At 34.7% G+C, this 24,825-nt stretch carries 17 protein-coding genes and 2 tRNA genes; 14 read left to right on the forward strand and 5 right to left on the reverse strand.

The genetic code is table 11. The features are described from left to right. Window position 1: 1 nt before the first annotated feature. Window positions 2-3,280, reverse strand: a complete 3,279-nt coding sequence (locus tag QLQ96_RS07985) for a glycosyltransferase family 117 protein (RefSeq protein WP_482496138.1) — start codon at window positions 3,278-3,280, stop codon at window positions 2-4. A 246-nt stretch (window positions 3,281-3,526) separates the two neighbouring features. Here QLQ96_RS07985 and QLQ96_RS07990 point away from each other — a divergent pair. Then, window positions 3,527-3,597: transfer RNA gene (locus QLQ96_RS07990), tRNA-Gln, on the forward strand. A 108-nt stretch (window positions 3,598-3,705) separates the two neighbouring features. Continuing rightward, window positions 3,706-3,776, forward strand: a tRNA-Gln gene (locus tag QLQ96_RS07995). Between the two features lie 65 nt (window positions 3,777-3,841). On the opposite strand, the gene QLQ96_RS08000 is transcribed toward QLQ96_RS07995, so the two are convergent. From QLQ96_RS08000 to QLQ96_RS08010, 3 genes are all read right to left on the reverse strand, one after another. Next, window positions 3,842-4,648, reverse strand: coding sequence for a helix-turn-helix domain-containing protein (locus tag QLQ96_RS08000; RefSeq protein WP_482496140.1), 807 nt, complete (start codon window positions 4,646-4,648; stop codon window positions 3,842-3,844). 63 nt (window positions 4,649-4,711) lie between these two features. Beyond that, window positions 4,712-6,133 carry an aldehyde dehydrogenase family protein gene (locus tag QLQ96_RS08005; RefSeq protein WP_482496142.1) on the reverse strand — a complete coding sequence of 474 codons (1,422 nt, stop codon included), beginning with the start codon at window positions 6,131-6,133 and terminating at the stop codon, window positions 4,712-4,714. Window positions 6,134-6,298: 165 nt separating this feature from the next. Next, window positions 6,299-7,123 carry a universal stress protein gene (locus tag QLQ96_RS08010; protein WP_482496144.1) on the reverse strand — a complete coding sequence of 275 codons (825 nt, stop codon included), beginning with the start codon at window positions 7,121-7,123 and terminating at the stop codon, window positions 6,299-6,301. Window positions 7,124-7,297: 174 nt separating this feature from the next. On the opposite strand from QLQ96_RS08010, the gene rimP reads away from it, so the two are divergent. The 4 genes from rimP (at window position 7,298) to QLQ96_RS08030 (ending at window position 12,624) form a co-directional block, all read left to right on the forward strand. Further along, window positions 7,298-7,762: a ribosome assembly cofactor RimP gene (gene rimP, locus QLQ96_RS08015; RefSeq protein ID WP_482496146.1), complete on the forward strand. Its 465-nt coding sequence runs from the start codon at window positions 7,298-7,300 to the stop codon at window positions 7,760-7,762. Window positions 7,763-7,781: 19 nt separating this feature from the next. Next, the gene (gene nusA, locus QLQ96_RS08020; RefSeq protein WP_482496148.1) at window positions 7,782-9,035 is read left to right on the forward strand and encodes a transcription termination factor NusA; all 1,254 of its coding nucleotides are present in this window, start codon (window positions 7,782-7,784) and stop codon (window positions 9,033-9,035) included. 60 nt (window positions 9,036-9,095) lie between these two features. Further along, entirely contained in the window at window positions 9,096-11,969 is a 2,874-nt protein-coding gene (gene infB / locus QLQ96_RS08025; RefSeq protein ID WP_482496150.1) for a translation initiation factor IF-2, read from the forward strand. 145 nt (window positions 11,970-12,114) lie between these two features. Continuing rightward, the gene (locus QLQ96_RS08030) at window positions 12,115-12,624 is read left to right on the forward strand and encodes a DUF4920 domain-containing protein (RefSeq protein ID WP_482496152.1); all 510 of its coding nucleotides are present in this window, start codon (window positions 12,115-12,117) and stop codon (window positions 12,622-12,624) included. 126 nt (window positions 12,625-12,750) lie between these two features. On the opposite strand, the gene QLQ96_RS08035 is transcribed toward QLQ96_RS08030, so the two are convergent. Then, a complete protein-coding gene (locus QLQ96_RS08035; protein ID WP_482496153.1) occupies window positions 12,751-13,140 on the reverse strand; it encodes an SPOR domain-containing protein in 390 nt (129 codons plus the stop codon). A 220-nt stretch (window positions 13,141-13,360) separates the two neighbouring features. Here QLQ96_RS08035 and QLQ96_RS08040 point away from each other — a divergent pair, with 220 nt between their 5' ends. The 8 genes from QLQ96_RS08040 to QLQ96_RS08075 are packed head-to-tail and all read left to right on the forward strand — an operon-like array spanning window position 13,361 to window position 24,749. Continuing rightward, entirely contained in the window at window positions 13,361-14,692 is a 1,332-nt protein-coding gene (locus QLQ96_RS08040) for a cytochrome c3 family protein (protein ID WP_482496155.1), read from the forward strand. 32 nt (window positions 14,693-14,724) lie between these two features. Continuing rightward, window positions 14,725-17,775, forward strand: a complete 3,051-nt coding sequence (locus QLQ96_RS08045; RefSeq protein ID WP_482496157.1) for a TAT-variant-translocated molybdopterin oxidoreductase — start codon at window positions 14,725-14,727, stop codon at window positions 17,773-17,775. 34 nt (window positions 17,776-17,809) lie between these two features. Further along, the gene (gene nrfD, locus QLQ96_RS08050) at window positions 17,810-19,213 is read left to right on the forward strand and encodes an NrfD/PsrC family molybdoenzyme membrane anchor subunit (RefSeq protein ID WP_008466839.1); all 1,404 of its coding nucleotides are present in this window, start codon (window positions 17,810-17,812) and stop codon (window positions 19,211-19,213) included. Continuing rightward, on the forward strand, window positions 19,206-19,730 hold the full coding sequence (locus QLQ96_RS08055) for a DUF3341 domain-containing protein (RefSeq protein ID WP_008466841.1): 525 nt from the start codon (window positions 19,206-19,208) through the stop codon (window positions 19,728-19,730). The genes nrfD and QLQ96_RS08055 overlap by 8 nt, the downstream gene beginning before the upstream one ends. Window positions 19,731-19,738: 8 nt before the next feature. Next, a complete protein-coding gene (locus QLQ96_RS08060; RefSeq protein WP_482496160.1) occupies window positions 19,739-20,284 on the forward strand; it encodes a c-type cytochrome in 546 nt (181 codons plus the stop codon). A 27-nt stretch (window positions 20,285-20,311) separates the two neighbouring features. Next, a complete protein-coding gene (locus QLQ96_RS08065; RefSeq protein ID WP_482496162.1) occupies window positions 20,312-21,706 on the forward strand; it encodes a quinol:cytochrome C oxidoreductase in 1,395 nt (464 codons plus the stop codon). Between the two features lie 19 nt (window positions 21,707-21,725). Then, window positions 21,726-22,916 carry a cytochrome c oxidase subunit II gene (locus QLQ96_RS08070; RefSeq protein ID WP_482496164.1) on the forward strand — a complete coding sequence of 397 codons (1,191 nt, stop codon included), beginning with the start codon at window positions 21,726-21,728 and terminating at the stop codon, window positions 22,914-22,916. A gap of 30 nt (window positions 22,917-22,946) precedes the next feature. Beyond that, window positions 22,947-24,749 (forward strand): cytochrome c oxidase subunit I, encoded by a 1,803-nt coding sequence (locus QLQ96_RS08075; RefSeq protein ID WP_194138723.1) that lies wholly within the window; start codon window positions 22,947-22,949, stop codon window positions 24,747-24,749. Window positions 24,750-24,825: the final 76 nt, after the last annotated feature.

Raw genomic sequence — 24,825 nt, forward strand, 5'->3', positions numbered from 1 at the left:
TTTATTCTTTTTCACGTCCAAAACGCTCAAAAACATTTACATAAGTATTAAATGTAGTTTTGTGCTGGTTGTAAAAAGAAGTGTCTTTATTTTCATCCATCACGTGTAACAAGCTTCTGTAACGCTCAATATCAGTAATAATATCTACTGCTAAATCTGTTTGATCAGAAGGAGTCAACGTGCTGTAATAGTTTAAATTCTCTTTATATTTCTGAACCAATTTGTTTAGAAGATCTTGCGCTTTAGCTTTTTCTCCAACTTTATAATAACCATCGGCAAAAGCTTCAACTAATGAGTAGTAACCATATTTGTCTAAAGGCAATTTGGTCATCGCTAAATTTATTACATTTTTAGCTTTGTCAATTTTACCTTCAGCAATAAGCTGATTCATTAATCTTGAAAGATTTGTACGGTAAGTAATGCTGTTTCTTCTTGTTTCAGGATCATGATAAATGTTTCCATTACTATTGCCCCAATCCCATTTCATTACAATATCATACATTTTCTCAGCATCAATTTGTCCCATATCTAATGGTCCGCCATTTTTAGAAGGAGCATTTTTTACGGGAACCAGTTTGTAAACCATTCCGTCTAATTGCAGATAATCTTTTAACCATAAATAATCTTCATCATCAAAAGCACCGCCACTAAAGTAGATTGGCCTTTTCCAGTTGTTATTTGCTAAGATATCAAGCATCATTAAACGATTTTTGTATAATGCGCTTCCTTTGATGTCAATGTCTAAATAAGGAACAATAGAATCGTAATATTTAGGATTAACGACTTTGTTTTGAATAATAACGTTTTTATCAACATTTACTCTAATCTTGTTTGTTGGGTAGAAATGAATAGTTTGTCCGTTTTGTAAACCAACAGTCGATTTAGGGTTTTTGATGAAATCGATGAAATCTTTAATGTTCCAGCGAGTATCAATTTTTTGAATATAAGCAGTGTAGTCCAAATTATCCCCCACATATTGGCTATGTTGGAACGAAATTGGCAACGGATTAGACTCATAAGATTTAGCCTTCATTTGATCGATGTACCAATCTGTCATAAATAAACTCGTATTTACAATCTTCACATCGGTTCTGAAATGCTCTATTTCTTGCGCATACCAAAGAGGGAAGGTGTCATTATCACCAATTGTAAATAAAATGGCATCTTTATCGCAAGAACTTAAATAAGCTTTTGCCATTGCAACTGCTGTATATTTTCCAGATCTATCGTGATCATCCCAGTTTTGAGCGGCCATTAATACAGGTGCAGCCAATAAACTTCCTGCAATAATTACTGGTCCAGCAATTTTTGGAGCTAGATATTTCTGTAAACTTTCATAGAGCGAATAAACACCAAATCCGATCCAGATGGCGAAGACATAGAACGAACCTACAAGAGCATAATCTCTTTCACGAGGTTCAAAAGGTCTTTCATTTAAATATATTTTTAGTGCAATTCCTGTAAATAAAAATAAAGCCAAAAGAACATAGAAGCTTTTTAAATCTTTATTAGCGTGGTACATTATACCAATTAATCCTAAAATGAATGGAAGGAAATAATAAGCATTGCGACCTTTGTTGTTTAATACATCAGAAGGCAAATTGTCTTGAGAACCTAAATGAACAGAATCTAAAGCTTTAATACCGCTAATCCAGTTTCCGTCAAGGTTATCATATTTACCTTGAACATCATTTTGGCGTCCAACAAAATTCCACATTAAATATCTCCAGTACATGTATCCGAATTGGTATTCAAACATAAAACTGAAGTTGTCAGCAGTAGTTGGTTTTTCGATAAGTAAATACTCGCCGTAGCTTCTTAAGAATTTTACGTAACCTTCGTTGTCAATTTGTTTTTGAGCATAAGCTTTTCTGAATTCAGAAACTGTTTTTTCAACTTCATTACGCAATTGAGCTGTAGCTTTATTGTATTCATCTTCACTTAATTGACTTGCATCAATTCCGTATTTTGCCAAATCGTCATCATAATTATGATTCGGATCTATTCTAAATTTCGGAGGATTTGTAAAGTTGATATAGTTTTGAATATGACCAGTTTCGGTACTCCACATTCTTGGTAGAACTGCTTTCTGATTGTCATCAGAATTTTGTTCCGCATTCTTATAATTATTGGTAATAATGTATTTACCAGTTTTATAGTCTCTTTCGTAGTTTGGTTTTTTGTCTAAATAAGGAGTTTTAGCATCAAGACCAGCAAAAAGTTCAGTGTATTGAGGTCCGTAAAACAAAGGATTCACGCCATATTGCTCACGATTATAGTAAGCCAAAACTTCGGTAGCATCTGATGGTTTGTTCTCGTTAATTACTGTATTTGCATTTGCACGAACAGGAAGCATTAACCAAGTTGAGAAACCAATCAGGATGAATAAAATACATAATATAATAGTGTTGTAAAATATAAAACCTTTTTGTCTAGTGTATTTTAATCCAAAATAGAAAAACGCAATAAATAATAATGCTACAAAGATAGTTCCCGAGTTGAATGGAAGTCCCATGCTGTTTACCATGAAGATTTCGGTTTTTCCGAAAAATGCCATAGTAAGAGGAAGAAGCAATTTGAAAATGAATAATAAAATCCCAATAACTACAACGTTAGCAATAATGAAATTCTTGATTGTAACTTTTTCGTAATGTTTGAAATAGTATAAAAACCCAATTGACGGAATAGTTAAAAGAGCCATAAAGTGAACTCCAAACGAAAGGCCAACAACCAAAGAAATGATTAAAAGCCATTTGTTTCCTTTAGGTTTGTCCATGTCTTGTTCCCAACGCAAACCAAGCCAGAAAAGCAATGCAATTAACAAAGAAGCCATTGCATAAACTTCAGCTTCTACTGCGTTAAACCAAAAACTATCAGAAAATGTATAAGCTAAGGCTCCTACAAGAGAACTTCCTAGAATAACGATCGAATTGTTTTGGTCAATTTCTGCAAAACGACCTACGATCTTTTTCAAAATCATAGACGATGACCAAAATAAAAATAATATGGTAAATGCGCTAGAGAAAACCGACATCATGTTAACCATTACAGCCACATGCTGGGCATCTATTGCAAACATTGCAAAAAATGCACCCATCATTTGGAAAAGCGGAGCTCCTGGTGGGTGACCTACTTCAAGTTTGGCTGCGGTAGCAATATATTCTCCGCAATCCCAAAAGCTCATTGTAGGTTCAACTGTTAATGTATAAGTTATTAAAGCGATTGCAAATGCAAACCAACCAATAATTGTATTCCATTTATTGAAATTGAATTGTGCCATATTTAGGTGTTAAAAATTTGAATGTTTTTCTATCCTACAAAGAAAATGTTTTTTTATGTAAAGAAACGAGCATTAACAAAAAATTCTACAAAACTATAAGTTGAAAGTAATGCATTGGCTATGAGATGTTTTCGGTAATGAAGCAGTTTTTAATGAGAAAAAAACAAAAAAAAATGATTTTTTTTGCCCAAAAAGTTTGCACAAACTAAATAAAGACTTAAATTTGCACTCGCTTAACAGCACTGCTGGTCTATGGTGTAATGGTAACACAACTGTTTTTGGTGCAGTCTTTCTAGGTTCGAGTCCTAGTAGACCAACATAAAGCCTCTCAGAAATGAGAGGCTTTTTTTATTTAAAAAAAAATGCATTTAAAGCTTGCGTAAGTGAAATAAAGTTTTAATTTTGCACCCGCTTAACAGCACTGCTGGTCTATGGTGTAATGGTAACACAACTGTTTTTGGTGCAGTCTTTCTAGGTTCGAGTCCTAGTAGACCAACATAAAAGCCTCTCAGAAATGAGAGGCTTTTTTTATTGAGAAAATTTATAGTAAGTTTTAGTTTTTTATTTGTGATTTAAAGATGAAGGAACGATTCCGAATTTCTTTTTAAATGAAAATGAAAAATGCGAAAGATCTTCAAATCCAACTCCTATATATACATCAGATGGTGGATTTCCTTGACTGATTAAATAATAAGCCTCTTGAAGTCTTTTGTTTAATAGCCATTTCCCAGGCGTTTGCTGAAATATTTTTTGAAAATCTCTTTTAAATGTAGCTAAACTTCTACCTGTGAGATAAGCAAAACGATGCATTTGAACATTAAAATGAAAGTTTTTATTCATAAAAGCTTCCAAATCGATTTTTCCGGGTTCGTTAAAATCAAATAAAATGTCTTTCAGTTCTGGATTTACTTTTAATAAGAGAAGAATAGCTTCTTTGATTTTTAAATTGAATAAGTCTTCGTTGTTTTCTTGTTCGACTTCAAGGTAAGATAGCAGTGAATCCATGAAGGATTTATAAAGTGGGTTAGTAGCCAATGAAAACATCGCTTCTGAATCAAATTTTTTGTCTGATTTTAAATTGTATTCTTTGCTGATTTCTCTCAAAATGTCCTGGTCGAGAAAAAGAGAAATCGTTTTGAATTCCCCTCCTTCGGGCGGAATTTTAGTAAATTTTGCCAAATGATTTTTTCTGCTGAAACGAAAATCTCCGGGTTTGCTGTGAAAAGTATTTTTGCTGTCAGAAGCTATCATTTCTCCAGATATCTGATAACTAAAAACATGTTCAGGTATAAAATGCTCGCCTTCGCGACTGCGTGAATAATAACACGAGTAGAGAATTTTGGGCTTTATATTTGGTTTAGTGTTCATAATTGTAAAAATACTAAAAGATCTGGAAATCTTTGTGTTTAAAGATTTCCAGATTGATGGGAATTATTTTTTCTGAATTAAGGTTCTAGGTTCTAAATAAGCTTCAAGTCCAATTGTTCCGAATTCACGCCCGATTCCAGATTGTTTAAATCCTCCAAAAGGAGCCATCGGGTCGTGGCTGATTCCATTTATCTGAATGCGCCCGGCATTAAGTTGTGAGGCTACATTGTATGCTCTTTCTGTATTTGAAGAGCTTACGTAAGCTTGTAATCCGTAAGTGGTGTTGTTGGCGATTTCAATTGCTTCTTCTTCTGTTTTATAAGTAATGACAGATAATACAGGTCCGAATATTTCTTCTTTTGCAATACGCATTTGGTTGTTTGCATGAATGAAAACAGTTGGCTTAACGAAATTTCCGTTTTCTAATCCTTCTGGTTTTCCTAATCCGCCAGTAAGTATTTCTGCGCCCTCGTTAATTCCTGTTTGAATGTAATTTTGAACTCGATTGTATTGTTTCGTACTGACCATTGGGCCGACAGAGGTATTTGGATTTTTAGGATCGCCAACAATAATATGTGAAACAGTTTCTTTAATTAGGAGTTTTGTTTCTTCTAATCTGTTTTCCGGAATCAATAATCTAGTTCCGGCGATGCAAGCTTGCCCGCTGTTCATAAACGCTGCGGCCATTGCAAGCGGAATGGCTTTTGAGAAATCGGCATCGTCTAAAATGATATTTGGTGATTTTCCTCCAAGTTCAAGAGTAACTCTCTTCATGGTGTTGACAGCTTCTTTTGCAATAATTTTTCCGACATTGGTTGATCCTGTAAAAGAGATTTTGGCAATGTCTGGATTTGTACTTATTTCTGCTCCGACAACTTCGCCTAATCCATTTACAATATTAAATACACCTTTTGGAAGATTTGCCTCGTGAAGACATTCTGTGATTAATTGTGTTTGCTGGGCGCTCATTTCACTTGGTTTTATTACCGTTGTGCATCCTGCTGCGATTGCGGTAGATAATTTGCTGCAGATAAATCCATTGCTTGAGTTCCAAGGGATGATAATTCCGACAACGCCAATTGGTGTCATTTGAACTTCAGATTCTCCCATTGTTTTGGTAAAAGCGTAACTGTTAAGCAGGTCGATTGCTGAATCAAAACTTTTTAGTATATAATCATAGCTTACGCTTGCAAATTGAAATGTTCCGCCGTATTCTTCAATCATTACATTGATAAAATCGTCTTTTCTTTTTTCGACAGAAGATTTAATGTTTTTAAGGTATTGAATTCTTTCTGAAGCTGTTGTTTTTGAAAAAGTTTTGAAAGCATTTTTAGCAGCTTCGATTGCTTTTTGAGTGTCTTCAGTATTTCCTAAAAGAACCTGTCCTAGTTTTTTGTTTGTTGTCGGGCTAATAAGGTCAAAATATTCTTTTCCTTGAGGAGTTACAAATTTGCCATTAATGTAAATTTTGTCTATTGTTTTCATATTGTTGTTTTTTAATGAATTTCTTTTGACAAATTTCTGCATTATATGCGCTGGCAGTTTTGTTGTGAAGCTCAGTTGTGCTTTGTTGAGAAGCTCATGTTTTTTGTATTTTTTGCAAAAAAAAAGCTTCTCATTTGAGAAGCTTTTGAAAATATTTTGAACTAGTTAGATTTTTAAAGTTATAACGGGTTTGACTGCGTGATTAACCAAGCCTTCGCTAATGCTTCCATTAAAGAAATGCGCGAAACCAGTTCTTCCATGTGTGCACATTCCGATAACATCTGCTTCTATTCTATTAGAGAAATTGATGATTCCTTTTTCAATATTGGTGTCGTTGTAAATTTGAGTAGTGTAATTGGTGATGTTGAATTCGGCTATAAAATCGTTCATTGCTTTTTCGCTAACGTGAGTTGGTTTGAAGCTGTTAGGTGTGCAGATGGTAACTAAGTGTAATTTAGAATCGAACGCTTTTGTGAAATTTAGAAGTTTTTCGAAAGGTTTTTTCGCTTCTTCTGAAAAATCTGAGGCAAAAACAATATTAGATGCGTTAAAATTTGGAATGTTTTTCTTGATAACTAAAACAGGGATTTCTGAGTTTCTAACTACTTTTTCTGTGTTAGAACCTATTAATAGTTCTTCAACGCCAGATGAGCCATGAGAGCCCATTATGATTAGATCGACATCGTAATCTTTGCTTATTTGTGTGATTCCGTGTATAGGCTTGTCCATTTTTACAACTTCTGTAACTGGAATTTCTTCTAGATAATCTCTAGAGGCAACTTCGTCAAGCGTTTCGTTTGCTTTTTTCATAAAAAGCATTGTCTCAGGAATGCTTGCTCCGCCCAATACAGCGTCGTTTGATTGCTGTGGCAATTCAAGCATGTGAAGAAGAATGATTTCTGAATTGTTTTTTTTTGCGATTTGAGCGGCAACTTTTAAAGCGTCTTCTGCATGTTCTGAGAAGTCGGTAGGTACTAAAATTCTTTTCATGATTTGAGGGTTAAAAATTATGAATAATTCTGTGTTTTAATGCTATTATAAAGATAAGAAATTATTTTAGAGCAATCTATTTATTTGATTTATAAAAAAAACACTATATTTGCACTGTTATTTATTAAAATCTAAATAATGAGGGGACTAAGTGTCCCCTCTTTTTATAAAATTATGACATTTAAAGAAAAAGTAAACGGATTAATTACAGAAGCTCTTCTGGAAAAACCATCAATCTTTTTGATTGATCTGGCTATTTCTGATTCTTTTAAAATTAGTGTTGGTTTAGACGGAGATAATGGAGTGGCGTTGCAGGATTGTATTGACATTAGTCGTGCAATCGAAAATAATCTAGATCGTGAAGAACAGGATTTTTCGCTTGAAGTAGCATCGGTTGGAGTAGGATCGCCTTTGAAATTGATAAGACAATACAAGAAAAATATTGGTAGAACGCTGATTATTACTACAAATACTGAAAAAATCGAAGCAGAATTGATAGAAGCTAACGATGTTTTTATAATTTTGTCTTGGAAAGCAAGGGAACCTAAAAAAGTAGGAAAAGGAAAAGAAACAGTTCAAAAAGAACAACAAATACCTTATGCAGAAATTAAGGAAGCAGTTGTTACAGTAACATTTTAATTTTAATTAAAGAATTCGCATGGAAAATTTAGCATTAATCGATTCATTCTCAGAGTTTAAAGACAATAAACTTATTGATCGTGTAACGCTTATGGCAATTTTAGAGGATGTGTTTAGAAATGCATTGAAGAAAAAATACGGATCTGATGATAACTTCGATATTATTATAAATCCTGATAAAGGAGATATGGAGATATGGAGAAGAAGAGTAATCGTTGCTGATGAGGATCTTGATTTTGAAAACGAAGAAATTACCTTGACGGAAGCAAGAATGATCGAAGCGGATTTTGAAATTGGTGAAGAGGTTTCTGAAGAAGTAAAATTGATCGATTTAGGAAGAAGAGCTATTTTAGCACTTCGTCAAAATCTTATATCTAAAATTCACGAACACGATAATACAAATCTTTACAAACAATTTAAAGATATTATTGGTGATATTTATACAGCTGAAGTACATCACGTACGTCCAAGAGTAGTTATCTTAGTTGATGACGAAGGAAATGAAATTGTGCTTCCAAAAGAAAAACAAATTCCATCTGACTTTTTCCGTAAAGGAGATAATGTTCGTGGAATTATTGAAAGCGTTGAATTAAAAGGAAATAAACCTCAAATTATTATGTCTAGAACATCAGAAAAGTTCTTAGAAAAATTATTTGAGCAAGAAATTCCAGAAGTTTTCGACGGATTGATTACTGTGAAAAATGTAGTTCGTATTCCTGGTGAAAAAGCAAAAGTGGCTGTTGATTCTTATGATGATAGAATTGATCCAGTTGGAGCTTGTGTGGGAATGAAAGGTTCTCGTATTCACGGAATTGTTCGCGAACTTGGAAATGAAAATATTGATGTAATCAATTATACAAACAATATTCAATTATTTATTACAAGAGCATTAAGCCCTGCAAAAGTTTCTTCTATCAAAATTGATGAAGAAAGTAAAAGAGCTGAAGTTTTCTTGAAATTGGAAGAAGTTTCTAAAGCGATTGGTAGAGGTGGTCACAACATCAAATTGGCAGGTCAATTGACAGGTTATGAATTAGATGTTATCCGTGAAGGAGATGTCGCTGGAACTGTTGCAGATGAAGACGATGTTGAATTGTCTGAGTTCTCAGATGAAATCGAAGAGTGGGTAATTGAAGAGTTTGCAAAAATAGGTTTGGATACTGCAAAAAGTATCTTGAAACATGACGTAGAAGATTTAGTAAGAAGAACAGACTTAGAAGAGGAAACTATTCTAGATGTTATGAAGATACTAAAAGAAGAGTTTGATAGCTAGGCGATAGCTGACCATCTGCTCTAACAACACAACTAAAAAAGGTAATAATAAAAAGGTTATATGTCTGAAGAGAGAGTAATAAGAATAAACAAGGTTTTAAGGGAGTTAAATATCTCGTTAGAAAGAGCTGTTGATTATCTAAAAGATAAGGGAATTGCTATTGATGCAAATCCAAACGCTAAAATTTCTGATAGTGAATTTAATATCCTACAAAGCCAATTTGCGGGCGATAAGGGGAATAAGGAAGCTTCTAAAGAGGTTGGAGAAGAAAAAAGAAAAGAAAAAGAAGCATTGCGTGTAGAACGTGAGAAAGAAATTGAAGACAAACGCAGACAAGAAGAAGAGCGTCAAAAACAGCAAGAAATAATTAAAGCTAGAGCGGTTGTTTCGGGACCTGTACAAGTCGGTAAAATTGACTTGAATCCTAAAAAACCTGCAGTTACTCCTTCTGAGGAACCAGCTAAGGTTGAAGAGCCAAAAGCTGTTGTTGCGCCTGCGCAACCAGAAAAACCTGTTCAAAAAGAAACAGTAAAATCTGAACCAGTTGTTTCAACTCCTGTTTCTGAAAATAAAAAAGAACAACCTATTATTACGGAGAAAAAAGAAGTTAAAGCAGAATCTAAAGTTGCTCAGGAGCCAATCGTGTCTACTGATCCAACAACTTCGGAGGAAACTATTACAACTCAATATCAAAAGCTTACAGGAACAACTCTTACAGGTCAGACAATTGATTTATCTCAATTTAATAAACCTAAGAAAAAGAAAGAAGATCCTAAAGCGACTCAGAATAAGCCTGGAGCTCCTGGAGTTGGTAATAACAACGCAAATAACAAAAATAAGCGTAAAAGAATTGCTCCAAAACCTGGTACGCCTGGTGCGCCAAAACCTGCTACTGGTGGTAATGCGCCTGGAACGCCAAATGCAAATCGACCTCAAAATAATAGTGGTGGAGGTTATAATGCTAACAGAAGTCAGAGACCTGGTTTCGTAAAAGGAAACCGTCCTGCAATTGTTGCTAAAGTTGAGCCAACAGAAGAAGAAGTAAAAAACCAAATTAGAGAAACTCTTGAAAAACTTCAAGGTAAAGGAGGGAAATCTAAAGCGGCTAAATATAGAAGAGATAAAAGAGAAACACACCGTCAGAAATCTGATGATGAGCAAAGAGCTCTTGATGAAGGAAGCAAAACTATTAAAGTTACGGAATTCGTTACTGTAGGTGAAATTGCAATCATGATGGATGTGCCGATTACTAAAGTAATTGGAACTTGTATGTCTCTTGGTATCATGGTTACAATGAACCAACGTCTAGATGCGGAAACATTAACTATTGTAGCAGATGAATTCGGTTATGATGTTGAATTCATTACAGTAGATATTGAAGAAGCAATAGAGGTTGTAGAAGATAAAGAAGAAGATTTAGTAACAAGAGCGCCAATTGTAACGGTAATGGGTCACGTTGACCACGGTAAAACATCTTTACTGGATTATATTCGTAAAGAAAATGTAATTGCTGGAGAGTCAGGAGGTATTACGCAGCACATTGGAGCCTATGGTGTTACTTTAGATAATGGACAAAAAATTGCATTCTTAGATACTCCGGGTCACGAGGCGTTTACCGCGATGCGTGCACGTGGAGCTCAAGTTACAGATATTGCAATTATCGTAATCGCTGCCGATGATGATATTATGCCACAAACAAAAGAGGCGATCAGTCACGCTCAAGCAGCAGGTGTTCCAATTATTTTTGCAATCAATAAAGTAGATAAGCAAAATGCTAACCCTGATAAGATTAAAGAAAGATTAGCAGGTATGAATTTACTTGTTGAAGATTGGGGAGGTAAAATTCAATCACATGATATTTCTGCAAAAACAGGTTTAGGTGTGAAGGAATTACTTGAAAAAGTATTATTAGAGGCAGAGATTTTGGATTTGAAATCTAACCCAAATAAAGCTGCTCAAGGAACTGTAGTTGAAGCTTTCTTAGATAAAGGTAAAGGATATGTGTCTACGATTTTAGTTCAACACGGAACTTTGAAAATTGGAGATTATATGCTAGCAGGAAAACATCATGGAAAAGTTAAAGCAATGCATGATGAAAGAGGGCACACAATTTTATCTGCTGGCCCTTCAACTCCTGTATCTGTTTTAGGTTTGGATGGAGCTCCAACAGCGGGAGATAAGTTTAATGTATTTGAAGATGAAAAAGAAGCAAAACAAATTGCATCAAAACGTTCTCAATTAATGCGTGAACAATCTGTACGTACACAAAGACATATTACACTTGATGAAATTGGACGTCGTATTGCTCTTGGTCAGTTTAAAGAATTAAATGTGATCCTTAAAGGAGACGTTGATGGTTCTGTAGAGGCATTATCAGATTCGTTCTCTAAACTTTCTACTGAAGAAGTTCAAATCAACATTATTCATAAAGGAGTTGGTGCAATTACAGAAACCGATGTTAACTTGGCTTCTGCATCAGATGCGATCATCATCGGATTTAATGTTCGTCCTGCTGGAAATGCGAGACAGCTTGCTGATAAAGAAGAAATTGATATCCGTTACTACTCTATTATTTATGCTGCTATCGATGACTTGAAAGATGCGATGGAAGGAATGCTTGCTCCAGAGATGAAAGAAGAAATTTTAGGAAATGCTGAAATTCGTGAGATATTCAAAATTTCTAAAGTTGGTTCAATCGCTGGTTGTATGGTGACAGATGGTAAAATCTTAAGGTCTTCTAGAATTAGAGTTATTAGAGATGGAGTTGTAGTTCATACAGGTGAATTAGTTGCTTTAAAGCGTTTCAAAGACGATGTTAAAGAAGTAACTAAAGGTTACGATTGTGGTATCCAGATAAAAGGATTCAACGATATCGAAATTAGTGATGTTATCGAGGCTTATCATGAAGTAGCGATCAAAAAGAAATTAAAATAATATTCAATTATATAATTAAAAGTCCCAATGCAAATTGGGACTTTTTTTATTTGTGGAATTTGAATTAAAATTGATAAGGAAAGATTCGGGGTAAATGTGTATTTTAGTTTTCAAATTGGATTGTGTTGAATAAAAATAATTAAATATGAAAAAAGGATTTTACTCGGTGATTTTATTTATGTGTTTTTCAGCTTTGTCTTTTGCTCAAGAGGCCGTTGAGAAACCTGCTCCGCCATCAGGAAATGCATTGGTTGGAGATTATTATGGAGAAGATGTTTCGAATGCTTTGATAAATAAGGCAATTTCGGTTGGTGAATTAGAGAAAGATCTAAAAGTTGCTAATAAAATAGAAAACGTTGCTGTAAAAGGAGAAGTGATGGACGTTTGTCCGAAAAAAGGTTGCTGGGTAAGCGTTAAAACTGAAGATGGAGCGTCTTTCTTCGTTAAAATGAAAGATTATGCTTTTTTTGTCCCAACAGCATTAAAAGGTAAAAACGTGGTTTTAGAAGGGAGTGTGGAAAGAAAAGTTACGTCTGTAGAGGAGTTAAAGCATTATGCAAAAGATGCTAAAAAAACCAAAACAGAAATAGAAGCTATTAATGCACCTAAAGAAGAGATTCATTTTTTAGCAAGCGGTATTAAAGTGGTAAACTGAAATTAAAATTGAATTGATTTTTAGCAAGTGAACTTTATTTAAACATTGGAGAAATAGTTGGAAATATCTTAAAAAAAACAAAAAAAGGCGAGATGTAAATCTCGCCTTTTTTTGTTTTTGGATGGATTATTTTCCGGGTTTAAGTAAGAAAACGCTTTTGTATTTTTTTTTGATTTCTGCCAAGTTTCTTTCGGCTTCTATTCTAGTTTTGAAGTTTCCAACAAGCACTTTGTAATTTGGAGTGCTAAAAATAATGGTTCCATCAATATTTGAATTTTCTCTTTTAAAATCCGATAAAGTTTTTTTGGCTTCGTCGCTTTTACCGCTAAAGATTTGGATTCTATAAGTATCGTTTGTATTTATTGACGTGTTAATTTTACGCTTCTCGTTTAGTAATTGCTCAAATTTAGGATCTTGATTCAATGTTAAATTTTGGTCTTGAGCATGAATGTTGTGTGCGAAAGCAATCGTTGCAATTGTTAAGAAAAGGTTTTTCGAAGGACTTAAAATTCTCATAATGTGATGGTTTTTATGCAAAAATACTATTTAAAGTTTGAGTGTAAAATTTTAATATTATTTAGAATTGATATAAATTGATAATTAAGACTATTTTAAGGTTTTGAGAATAGTTCATAAGTCGTATTTTTGTGCAAGTTTTAAAAGAAGGTGTAGATTTTTACTGGATTTAGTACAGAAAAAATCATACCAAAAATTAGTAGACAATTATTTATACTATATGAAAAAGGTGGGTAACCATAATTCGATCTCAAGAAAATTGCTGTTTGGCTTATCGCTAACGTTAATTTTCTCCCTAACTTCATTTGCTCAAGATGCTGCTGCTCCGGCGGCGCCTGAGGCTGCTGCTGCTCCAGCTGCTGGTGGCGGTGATCCAGTAAAAGGGAAGGAACTTTTTAATGCAAATTGCGCTGCATGTCACAAATTAGATGCTAAATCAACTGGTCCTGCTTTAAGGGGGGTTGCTTCTAAGCATGATATGGCTTGGATTTACAAGTGGGTGCATAACAGTTCTGACATGATTAAGTCAGGTGATCCTGTTGCTGTTAAACTTTTTGAGGAAAACAACAAAGCAGTTATGACTTCGTTTCCTCAGCTGTCTGAAGGAGATATTGATAATATTATAGCTTATACGTCTGAAGTAAAAGCTGAGCCTGCTCCAGGTGCAGCGGGTCCTGCAACTCCTCCTGGTACAAATGTTCAAGAAGGTGCTATTTCAAATAACATTATTTTAGGGGCTCTTGCTCTTGTAATGGCTATTTTGGTTGTGATGTTGTTTATGGTAAACAAGGTTTTGACTAAAGTTGCAAACAAAAACGGTATTGAGGTTGCTCCAAAAGAAGCAAGGGTTCCAATTTGGAAAGCTTTCGCTAAAAATCAATTCTTGGTTTTGGTAACTGCAATCTTCTTGCTTTTGGCTAGTGGTTATTTTGTTTATGGATACTTAATGCAAGTAGGTGTAGATCAGAATTATGAGCCAATTCAGCCAATTCACTACTCTCATAAAATTCACGCTGGTGATAATGAAATCAATTGTAAATATTGCCACTCTGCTGCTCGTGTAAGTAAAACAGCTGGTATTCCTTCATTAAATGTTTGTATGAACTGTCATAAAAATATTTCTGAAGTTGCTGAAACAACTGCTACTCCTGAATACAGCAAGGCATTCTATGATGCTCAAATTCAAAAATTATATGATGCGGTTGGATGGGATAAGACTAAACAAGCTTACACTGGAAAAACACAGCCTGTAAAATGGGTTCGTATTCATAACTTGCCTGACTTTGTTTACTTCAATCACTCTCAGCACGTTTCTGTTGCTGGTATTGAATGTCAAACTTGCCACGGTCCAGTACAGGAATTTGAAATCATGAAGCAATATTCTAAATTAACAATGGGATGGTGTATTGATTGCCATAGAAAAACTGATGTTAAGATGGAAGGTAATGCTTACTATGACAAAATTCATGCTGAACTTTCTAAAAAATACGGTGTAGAGAAATTAACTGCAGCGCAAATGGGAGGTTTAGAGTGTGGTAAATGCCACTATTAATCGATTTATTAAGATTTTAATATATATATACAATGTCATCAAACAAAAAATACTGGAAAAGTGTTGAAGAGCTAGAAAATAGCTCTATTGTTGAGGCGCTTAGAAATAACGAGTTTGTTGAAGAGATTCCTACTGATGAGTTTTTAGGTAACGCTGATGCTTTATCTACATCTGGGACTTCACGTCGTGACTTTTTAAAGTACGTAGGGTTTAGTACGGCGGCTGTAACGTTAGCTGCTTGCGAAGGTCCTGTTCACAAGTCTATACCTTATGTGTTACAACCAGAACAAATCATTCCTGGTGTTGCAGATTATTATGCAACTACAGTTTTTGATGGGTTTGATTTTGCTAATCTTTTGGTGAAAACTCGTGAGGGTCGTCCAATTAAAATTGAAAACAATACAATTGCGGGTGCTAAATTTTCTGCGAACGCTAGAATTCATGCATCTATCTTAGGATTGTATGATAGCGCTCGTTTAAAAGAGCCAAAAGTAGATGGTAAAGATTCTTCTTGGTCAGCTGTTGATTTAAAAATTAAATCAAGTTTAGCAGATGCAAAAGCTAAAGGTGGACAAGTAGTATTGTTGACTAATACTTTGGCAAGTCCTTCTACGGAGAAATTAATTGCCGATTTTATTGCAAAAAATCCAAATGCTAAGCATGTTGTATATGACGCGGTTTCATCATCAGAAGCTTTAGATGCTTTTGAAGCTGTTTATGGTCAAAGAGCTTTAGTTGATTATGATTTTTCAAAATCTTCTTTAATCGTATCTGTTGGTGCTGATTTCTTAGGAGACTGGCAAGGTGGAGGATATGATTCTGGATATGCGCAAGGACGTATTCCTCAAAATGGAAAAATGTCTCGTCACTTCCAGTTCGAATCAAATATGACATTATCTGGAGCTGCTGCTGATAAGCGTGTTCCAATGACTGGAGCTGATCAAAAACAAGCTTTAGTTCAAATATATAATATAGTTGTAGGTGCTTCTGTTCCTGTTACTTTGGATGGTAAGTTTAAAGCTGAAGTAGTAAAAGCTGCTCAGCAATTAAAAGCTGCTGGTTCAAAAGGAGTTTTGGTATCTGGAATTGAAGATAAAAATGCTCAATTATTAGTTTTGGCTATCAATCAAGTATTGGCAAGTGAAGCTTTTAATACTGCTGGAGCTAGACAAATTAGAAAAGGTTCTAATGCTGTAGTTGCACAGTTAATTAAAGATTTGAATGCAGGAAGTGTTCATACCTTAATTATGAGTGGAGTTAATCCTGTTTACACTTTAGCTGATTCAGCTTCTTTTGTATCTGGATTGAAAAAAGTTAAAACGTCTGTTGCTTTTTCATTAAAAGAAGACGAAACTGCATCAATTGTTTCAATTGCTGCTCCAGCTCCTCACTACTTAGAATCTTGGGGAGACCTTGAACTTACAAGTGGAACGTACAGCTTAACTCAGCCTACAATACGTCCTATCTTTAATACTAAACAATTTCAAGATGTTTTATTGTCGGTAAATGGTACAGCAGGTACTTTTTATGACTACTTAAAAGTAAATTCTGGAGCTTATACTGCAGGTGCTTCTTGGAATAAAGTATTACATGATGGTGTAGCTGTTCTTGGAGCTTCAGTATTATCTGGAGGTGCTATTGATGTAGCTACTGCTGCAAATGCACTTTCAAAATCTAAAGCTGCTGGTGATTTTGAATTAGTATTGTATACTAAAACAGGATTAGGTGATGGGCAACATGCTAATAACCCCTGGTTGCAAGAGTTTCCAGATCCAATCACAAGAGTTTCTTGGGATAACTATGTTACAGTTTCTAATGCAGATGCTAAAAAACTTGGATTATCAAACGAAATTGTTGCGAACGGAGGTTTGAACGGTAGTTATGCTACTATTACTGTTGATGGAGTTAAATTAGAGAATGTTCCAGTTATTGTTCAGCCTGGACAAGCAGTAGGAACTGTAGGTCTAGCTCTTGGATACGGACGTAAAGCAGCTCTAAAAGAAGAAATGCAAGTAGGTTTAAACGCTTACGCTTTATATAAAGGTTTCAATAATGTTCAATCGGTGTCTATCGTTAAAGCTGGTGGAGTTCATGAGTTTGCTTGTGTTCAGGGTCAGAAAACTTTAATGGGTAGAGGAGATATCATTAAAGAAACAACTTTAGAAATATTTAATACTAAAGATGCTGAACATTGGAACGAACAACCAATGGTATCTTTAGATCACCAAGAAGTTGAAGCTACTACCGTGGATCTTTGGGAATCATTTGATCGTACAACTGGTCATCACTTCAACCTTTCAATTGACTTAAATGCTTGTACTGGATGCGGAGCTTGCGTTATCGCTTGTCACGCCGAAAACAACGTTCCAGTTGTAGGTAAAGCAGAGGTAAGAAGAAGTCGTGATATGCACTGGTTACGTATAGATAGATATTATTCTTCTGAAAGTACTTTTGAAGGTGATAATGAAAGAAAAGAAGGAATTGCTGGTTTGTCTAGTTCATTATCTACATTTAATGAAATGGAAAAAGCAGGAGATAATCCTCAAGTTGCATTCCAACCTGTAATGTGTCAACACTGTAACCACGCACCATGTGAAACAGTTTGTCCAGTTGCTGCAACTTCTCACGGTCGTGAAGGTCAAAACCATATGGCTTACAACAGATGTGTTGGTACTCGTTACTGTGCTAACAACTGTCCATATAAAGTACGTCGTTTTAACTGGTTCTTATACAACAAAAACACTGAGTTCGATTATCATATGAACGATGATTTGGGCCGTATGGTATTAAATCCAGACGTTAATGTACGTTCTCGTGGTGTTATGGAGAAATGTTCTATGTGTATCCAAATGACGCAAGCGACTAAATTGAAAGCTAAAAACGAAGGTCGCCCAGTTAGAGATGGTGAATTCCAAACAGCTTGTTCAAGTGCTTGTTCTTCAGGAGCGATGATATTTGGTGATGTAAATGATAAAGACAGTAAAGTTGCTAAATTAGCTGCTGACGAAAGATCATACCACTTACTAGAGCATGTAGGTACAAAACCTAATGTGGTTTACCATGTTAAAGTTAGAAATACTTAGTAAAATTATTAATTAAGAAACAATATAAAGGATTATGTCGTCTCACTACGAAGCACCCATTAGAAAACCTTTAGTTATAGGTGATAAATCTTATCACGATGTAACTGTAGATGTAGCTGCACCTGTTGAGGGGCCTGCAAACAAGCAATGGTGGATTGTATTTTCAATCGCATTAATAGCCTTCCTTTGGGGGTTAGGTTGTATAATTTACACCGTATCTACCGGTATCGGAACATGGGGATTAAATAAAACAGTTGGCTGGGCTTGGGATATTACTAACTTCGTTTGGTGGGTTGGTATTGGTCACGCTGGAACATTAATTTCTGCGGTATTATTACTTTTCCGTCAACGTTGGAGAATGGCCATTAACCGTTCTGCAGAAGCTATGACTATCTTCTCAGTAGTTCAAGCAGGTTTATTTCCAATTATTCACATGGGTCGTCCATGGTTAGCATACTGGGTATTGCCTATTCCAAACCAATTTGGATCTCTATGGGTTAACTTTAACTCTCCATTACTTTGGGACGTATTCGCGATTTCAACGTACCTTTCAGTATCATTAGTTTTCTGGTGGACTGGTTTATTGCCTGACTTTGCAATGCTACGTGATAGAGCGATAACTCCTTTTAACAAAAGAGTTTATTCTATCTTAAGTTTCGGATGGAGTGGTAGAGCTAAAGATTGGCAACGTTTTGAGGAAGTATCTTTAGTATTAGCTGGTTTAGCTACTCCACTTGTACTTTCTGTACACACGATTGTATCTATGGACTTTGCTACTTCTGTAATTCCAGGATGGCATACAACAATTTTCCCTCCATACTTCGTTGCTGGAGCAGTTTTCTCAGGATTCGCGATGGTAAATACATTGTTGATCGTTATGAGAAAAGTATCTAATCTTGAAGCTTACATCACATTACAGCATATTGAGTTAATGAACATCATTATCATGATTACTGGATCTATTGTTGGTGTGGCTTACATCACTGAGTTGTTCGTAGCTTGGTATTCAGGTGTAGAGTATGAGCAATATGCATTCTTAAACAGAGCTACTGGACCTTACTGGTGGGCATATTGGTCAATGATGACATGTAACGTGTTCTCTCCTCAGTTCATGTGGTTCAAAAAACTAAGAACAAGTATCATGTTCTCATTCATCATTTCGATTGTTGTAAACATCGGTATGTGGTTTGAAAGATTCGTAATTATTGTTACTTCTTTACATAGAGATTACCTTCCATCTTCTTGGACAATGTTTTCACCAACATTTGTTGATATTGGAATTTTCATTGGAACAATTGGTTTCTTCTTCGTATTGTTTTTATTATACTCTAGAACATTCCCTGTAATTGCTCAGGCAGAGGTTAAAACAATTTTGAAAGGTACTGGAGATAATTACATTAGAGAAAGAGCAAATAGTAAAGATTCACATCATGAGTAATAAAGTAATATACGCCATTTATAATGACGATGACGTTTTGATGAATGCAGTAAAGAAAACTAGAGCTGCTCATCATCATATTGAAGAGGTTTTTACTCCATTCCCAGTTCACGGATTGGATAAAGCCATGGGTTTAGCACCAACAAGATTAGCGATATGTGCTTTTTTATATGGATGTGTTGGTATTTCTGTTGCAACAACTATGATGGGGTACATCATGATTCATGACTGGCCACAGGATATTGGAGGTAAACCAAGTTTTAGTTTCATCCAAAATATGCCATCTTTTGTGCCAATTATGTTTGAGATGACTGTATTCTTTGCAGCTCACTTAATGGTAATTACTTTTTATATGAGAAGTAGATTATGGCCTTTTAAAGAAGCTGAAAACCCTGATGTTAGAACAACTGATGACCACTTTTTAATGGAGGTCGCTGTAAATGATAACGAAGCTGAATTAGTTTCTTTCTTTGAAGGGACTGGGGCTGTCGAAGTTAAAGTAATAGAAAAGAATTAATTGTAGCTATGAAAAGGATATATAAAATAACACTTTTAGTTGGTATAACTATTTTAGTTTCATCTTGCCACAATAATTCGGCACCGAACTATCAATATTTCCCAAATATGTATGAGTCTGTAGCTTACGAGCCATATTCAGAAGCAAAAATATTTAAGGGAGGAAAAGAAGGACAGCTTCCTGTTGCAGGAACTATCAATAGAGGTTTTGAACCTTATGAATATGAAAATTCAACTGCTGGTTATGAATTAGCAAAATCTAATTTAAAATCACCTTTGACTGAAGAAGAAAAAAATTCTGGAAAAGGTAAAGAGCTTTTTGAAATTTACTGTATCAGCTGCCATGGTGCTACTGGTAATGGTAAAGGTAAATTGGTTGAAAGAGAAAAATTTCTTGGAGTACCTAGCTATAAAGACAGAGAAATCACAGAAGGAAGCATCTTTCATGTTGAGACTTATGGTTTAAATGCAATGGGTTCACATGCAAATCAATTAAGTTCTCACGAACGTTGGTTAGTTGCTGACTATGTTCTGAAACTAAGAAGCCAATTATAATTGTTGAACAAACTGATCGTAATAGATATGTATACATTTTCAAGTAAATTAAAAACTTTTTCTATCATCTTAATGGCTGTTGGTCTATTAGGAATTGGGTATGGTTTTTTAAGTGCACCAAAAGATATTAAAGAAGTTGAAAAAATACTAGCTGCAGATGAACATGGTTCTCATGGTGCGGCGCATGAAGAAAAAGCGGAGGCATCTCACAAAGAAGCAGGTCATCATGAAGCTGCTGAAGTTGCACATGACTCTCATAAAGGAGCTGAGCATGCAGAAGTTTCTGGTGCAAATGAGCACGAAAAACATTTAGAACATGTATTGCACCAATTGCAAAATAAGCCTTGGTCTGCTTTATATGTAGCTTGTATTTTCTTTTTACTGCTTTCTATGGGAGTTTTAGCTTTCTATGCTATTCAACAAGTTGCTCAGGCAGGTTGGTCTCCAGTTTTATTTAGAGTTATGCAAGGTATAACAGCTTACTTACCAGCTGGTTCTATCATCTTTTTCATAATCTTAGTTTTATGTGGATTGCACTTCAATCATATTTTTGTATGGTTAGGTGAAGGTGTAACAGATCCTAAAAGCCCTAATTATGATGCTATTATTGCTGGTAAATCGGGTTATTTAAACTTTCCTTTCTGGATTGTAAGAGCGGCTATCTTTTTATTAGGATGGAACTTATACCGTTATTATTCTAGAAAAAACTGTTTAGCTCAAGACGAAGCTAATGATGATCTTTACTACAAAAAGAACTTTAAAGCTTCTGCAGGATTCTTAGTATTCTTTATTGTTTCTGAATCTATTATGTCTTGGGACTGGATTATGTCTTTTGATCCTCATTGGTTCAGTACACTATTCGGATGGTATGTATTTGCTTCTTTCTTTGTAAGTGGTATTACATCTATCGCATTGGTAACTGTTTACCTAAAATCTAAAGGATATTTAGAGTATGTAAATACTAGCCATATCCACGATTTAGCAAAATTTATGTTTGGTATTAGTATTTTTTGGACTTATTTATGGTTCTCTCAGTTCATGTTGATCTGGTATGCTAATATCCCTGAAGAGGTTACTTATTTTATAACAAGAATTCAGTTATATAACCTTCCTTTCTTTGGAGCGGTTGTTATGAACTTTGTTTTTCCACTATTAATATTAATCAACACAGATTTCAAACGTCTTAACTGGATTATTGTTATGGCTGGTGTTGTGATATTACTAGGTCATTATGTTGATTTCTTTAATATGATTATGCCAGGTACTGTAGGAGACAAATGGTTTATTGGAGTTCCTGAAATTGCATCGATTCTTTTCTTCTTAGGTTTATTTATATTTGTTGTATTTACTGCATTAACTAAATCTCCTTTGCTTGCAAAAAGAAATCCTTTCATCGAAGAAAGTAAACATTTTCATTATTAATATTTAAAGAAGTAAACAGATGACAAGTTTGTTGGTAATTATAGTTGTAGTTTTATTAGCAGTTGCATTATGGCAATTGACGAAGATATTTGATCTTACTCAGGTTGGTGCTTCTTCGAACGATTCTCAGGTTGCGTCTGATAATGATAATAACATTCAAGGATATATTATGTTTGGCTTTTTAGCTTTCATTTATATATTCACTATCTACGGTCTATTAAAATGGGGTGGATTAGCTTTACATACTCCTGCATCAGAGCATGGACTTTTAGTAGACAATTTAATGAATATCACTTGGGTTTTAATTTTCCTAGTTCAATTTATTACACAAGGTTTATTATACTGGTTTTCTTTTAAGAATAGAGGTAATAAGGATAAAAAAGCATTGTTTTTTGCTGATAGTAATAAATTAGAAGCGATCTGGAGTATTATTCCATCGGTTGTTTTGGCTTGTTTAATTCTTTATGGATTATATGCTTGGAATAACATTATGTTCGTTGACAAAGATGAAGATGTAATTGAAATCGAATTATACGCTCAACAGTTTAAATGGACAGCAAGATATGCTGGACAAGATAATGTTTTAGGAAAAGCTAACGTACGTTTAATTGAGGGTATTAATACTTTAGGTGTTGATATGTCAGATAAAAACTCTCAAGATGATATCGTAGTTTCTGAATTGCATATTCCTAAAGGGAAAAAAGTTCACTTTAAAATGCGTTCTCAAGACGTATTACACTCAGCTTATTTTCCTCATTTTAGAGCACAAATGAACTGTGTTCCTGGTATGGTTACTGAATTTGCTTTTGTTCCAACTTATACTACTTCTGAATACAGAGAGTTACCTTTTATGGTTGAAAAAGTTGCAAACATCAACAAGCTTAGAGCTGAAAAAAGTGTTGAGTTAGTTGCAAAAGGAGGCACAGCTTTAGATCCTTATACATTTGATTATTTATTATTATGTAATAAAATCTGTGGAGCTTCTCACTATAACATGCAAATGAAAGTTGTGGTTGATACTCCAGAAGATTATAAAAAATGGTTAAGTGAAAAGACTACTTTAGCTCAAGACATTGCTACTGCAAAAGCTTCTGAGAAACCAGCTGAAGGAACTGCACCAGCAGGTGATAGTGCTTCTAAAGTTATTGATACCGTTAAGGCGGTAGTTGATACTGTAAAGGCAGCTGTAGCTAAAGTTGCAATGAAATAATATTATTAAGAAAATTTAAAGTACACATATATGTCAGCAGAAGCGCACGATCACGATCACGGACACGATCACGAGCACGAACATCATCATAAAGATACGTTCATTACTAAATATATTTTTAGTATTGATCATAAAATGATTGCTAAGCAATACTTGATTACTGGTATTATTATGGGGATCATTGGTATTGCAATGTCCTTGCTTTTCAGAATGCAATTAGCGTGGCCAGAAGAGTCTTTCAAGATATTCAATGTTTTATTAGGAGATAAATTTGCACCTGATGGTGTAATGGCAAATGATATTTATCTAGCTTTAGTTACAATTCACGGTACCATTATGGTATTCTTTGTACTGACGGCTGGTTTGAGTGGAACTTTTAGTAATTTACTTATTCCACTTCAAATTGGAGCAAGAGATATGGCTTCTGGATTCATGAATATGATTTCATACTGGTTATTTTTCTTATCAGCTGTTATAATGTTATGTTCTTTATTTGTTGAAGCTGGACCAGCATCTGCAGGTTGGACAATTTACCCTCCTTTAAGTGCATTGCCACAAGCAATTCCAGGATCAGGAACAGGTATGACATTATGGTTAGTATCTATGGCTATTTTCATCGCATCTTCTTTGATGGGATCTTTAAATTACATCGTTACTGTACTTAACTTAAGAACTAAAGGAATGTCTATGACTAGACTTCCTCTTACAATCTGGACGTTCTTCGTAACAGCTATTATTGGTGTTATCTCGTTTCCAGTTTTATTATCTGCAGCTTTATTATTGATTTTTGATAGAAGTTTTGGTACTTCATTCTTCTTATCTGATATTTATATAGCTGGTGAAGTTTTACATTACCAAGGAGGATCTCCAGTATTGTTTGAGCACTTATTCTGGTTCTTAGGACACCCTGAGGTTTACATCGTAATCTTGCCTGCAATGGGTCTTGTATCTGAAATTATGGCTACTAACTCTCGTAAACCAATCTTTGGTTACAGAGCGATGATTATGTCAGTTCTTGCAATTGCGTTCTTATCTACAATCGTTTGGGGTCACCACATGTTTATTTCAGGCATGAATCCTTTCTTAGGGTCTGTATTTACATTTACAACATTATTGATTGCAATTCCATCGGCTGTAAAAGCATTTAACTGGATTACAACTTTATGGAAAGGTAACTTACAGTTTAACCCTGCAATGTTATTCTCTATCGGAATGGTTTCTACTTTCATCACTGGAGGTTTAACAGGAATCATTTTAGGAGATAGTACTCTAGATATTAACGTTCACGATACTTACTTCGTAATTGCTCACTTTCACTTAGTAATGGGTATCTCTGCACTTTACGGAATGTTTGCTGGTATCTACCACTGGTTCCCTAAAATGTACGGAAGAATGTTGAATAAAAACTTAGGTTATATTCACTTTTGGATTACAGCAGTTTGTGCTTACGGAGTTTTCTTCCCAATGCACTTTATCGGATTAGCTGGTTTACCAAGACGTTATTATACAAATACAAACTTCCCATTATTTGATGATTTACAAAATGTGAATGTTTTAATTACAACATTTGCTCTTGTAGGAGGTGCGTTCCAATTAGTATTTTTATACAACTTCTTTAGTAGTATTTTCTACGGTAAGAAAGCAGTTCAAAACCCATGGAGATCTACAACTTTAGAGTGGACTACTCCAGTTGAGCATATCCACGGTAACTGGCCAGGAGAAATTCCTCATGTATATCGTTGGCCGTATGACTATAGTAACCCAAATCATGATGTAGATTTTGTTCCTCAAAATGTACCAATGAAAGAAGGTGAAGAAGTTCTACACCACTAGAAATATCAAAAGACTATCAGAAATGATAGTCTTTTTTTGTTTAGTTAAAGTTTTAAACGTTCAGTTTTACTATTTT

The organism is Flavobacterium sp. B167r, assembly GCF_056824315.1.

What these genes read in the sequence shown, in the direction of transcription:
- QLQ96_RS07985 (WP_482496138.1), bottom strand. Translation starts at nt 3,280, where the DNA reads ATGGCACAATTCAATTTCAATAAATGGAATACAATTATTGGTTGGTTT.
- QLQ96_RS08000 (WP_482496140.1), bottom strand. Translation starts at nt 4,648, where the DNA reads ATGAACACTAAACCAAATATAAAGCCCAAAATTCTCTACTCGTGTTAT.
- QLQ96_RS08005 (WP_482496142.1), bottom strand. Translation starts at nt 6,133, where the DNA reads ATGAAAACAATAGACAAAATTTACATTAATGGCAAATTTGTAACTCCT.
- QLQ96_RS08010 (WP_482496144.1), bottom strand. Translation starts at nt 7,123, where the DNA reads ATGAAAAGAATTTTAGTACCTACCGACTTCTCAGAACATGCAGAAGAC.
- rimP (WP_482496146.1), top strand. Translation starts at nt 7,298, where the DNA reads ATGACATTTAAAGAAAAAGTAAACGGATTAATTACAGAAGCTCTTCTG.
- nusA (WP_482496148.1), top strand. Translation starts at nt 7,782, where the DNA reads ATGGAAAATTTAGCATTAATCGATTCATTCTCAGAGTTTAAAGACAAT.
- infB (WP_482496150.1), top strand. Translation starts at nt 9,096, where the DNA reads ATGTCTGAAGAGAGAGTAATAAGAATAAACAAGGTTTTAAGGGAGTTA.
- QLQ96_RS08030 (WP_482496152.1), top strand. Translation starts at nt 12,115, where the DNA reads ATGAAAAAAGGATTTTACTCGGTGATTTTATTTATGTGTTTTTCAGCT.
- QLQ96_RS08035 (WP_482496153.1), bottom strand. Translation starts at nt 13,140, where the DNA reads ATGAGAATTTTAAGTCCTTCGAAAAACCTTTTCTTAACAATTGCAACG.
- QLQ96_RS08040 (WP_482496155.1), top strand. Translation starts at nt 13,361, where the DNA reads ATGAAAAAGGTGGGTAACCATAATTCGATCTCAAGAAAATTGCTGTTT.
- QLQ96_RS08045 (WP_482496157.1), top strand. Translation starts at nt 14,725, where the DNA reads ATGTCATCAAACAAAAAATACTGGAAAAGTGTTGAAGAGCTAGAAAAT.
- nrfD (WP_008466839.1), top strand. Translation starts at nt 17,810, where the DNA reads ATGTCGTCTCACTACGAAGCACCCATTAGAAAACCTTTAGTTATAGGT.
- QLQ96_RS08055 (WP_008466841.1), top strand. Translation starts at nt 19,206, where the DNA reads ATGAGTAATAAAGTAATATACGCCATTTATAATGACGATGACGTTTTG.
- QLQ96_RS08060 (WP_482496160.1), top strand. Translation starts at nt 19,739, where the DNA reads ATGAAAAGGATATATAAAATAACACTTTTAGTTGGTATAACTATTTTA.
- QLQ96_RS08065 (WP_482496162.1), top strand. Translation starts at nt 20,312, where the DNA reads ATGTATACATTTTCAAGTAAATTAAAAACTTTTTCTATCATCTTAATG.
- QLQ96_RS08070 (WP_482496164.1), top strand. Translation starts at nt 21,726, where the DNA reads ATGACAAGTTTGTTGGTAATTATAGTTGTAGTTTTATTAGCAGTTGCA.
- QLQ96_RS08075 (WP_194138723.1), top strand. Translation starts at nt 22,947, where the DNA reads ATGTCAGCAGAAGCGCACGATCACGATCACGGACACGATCACGAGCAC.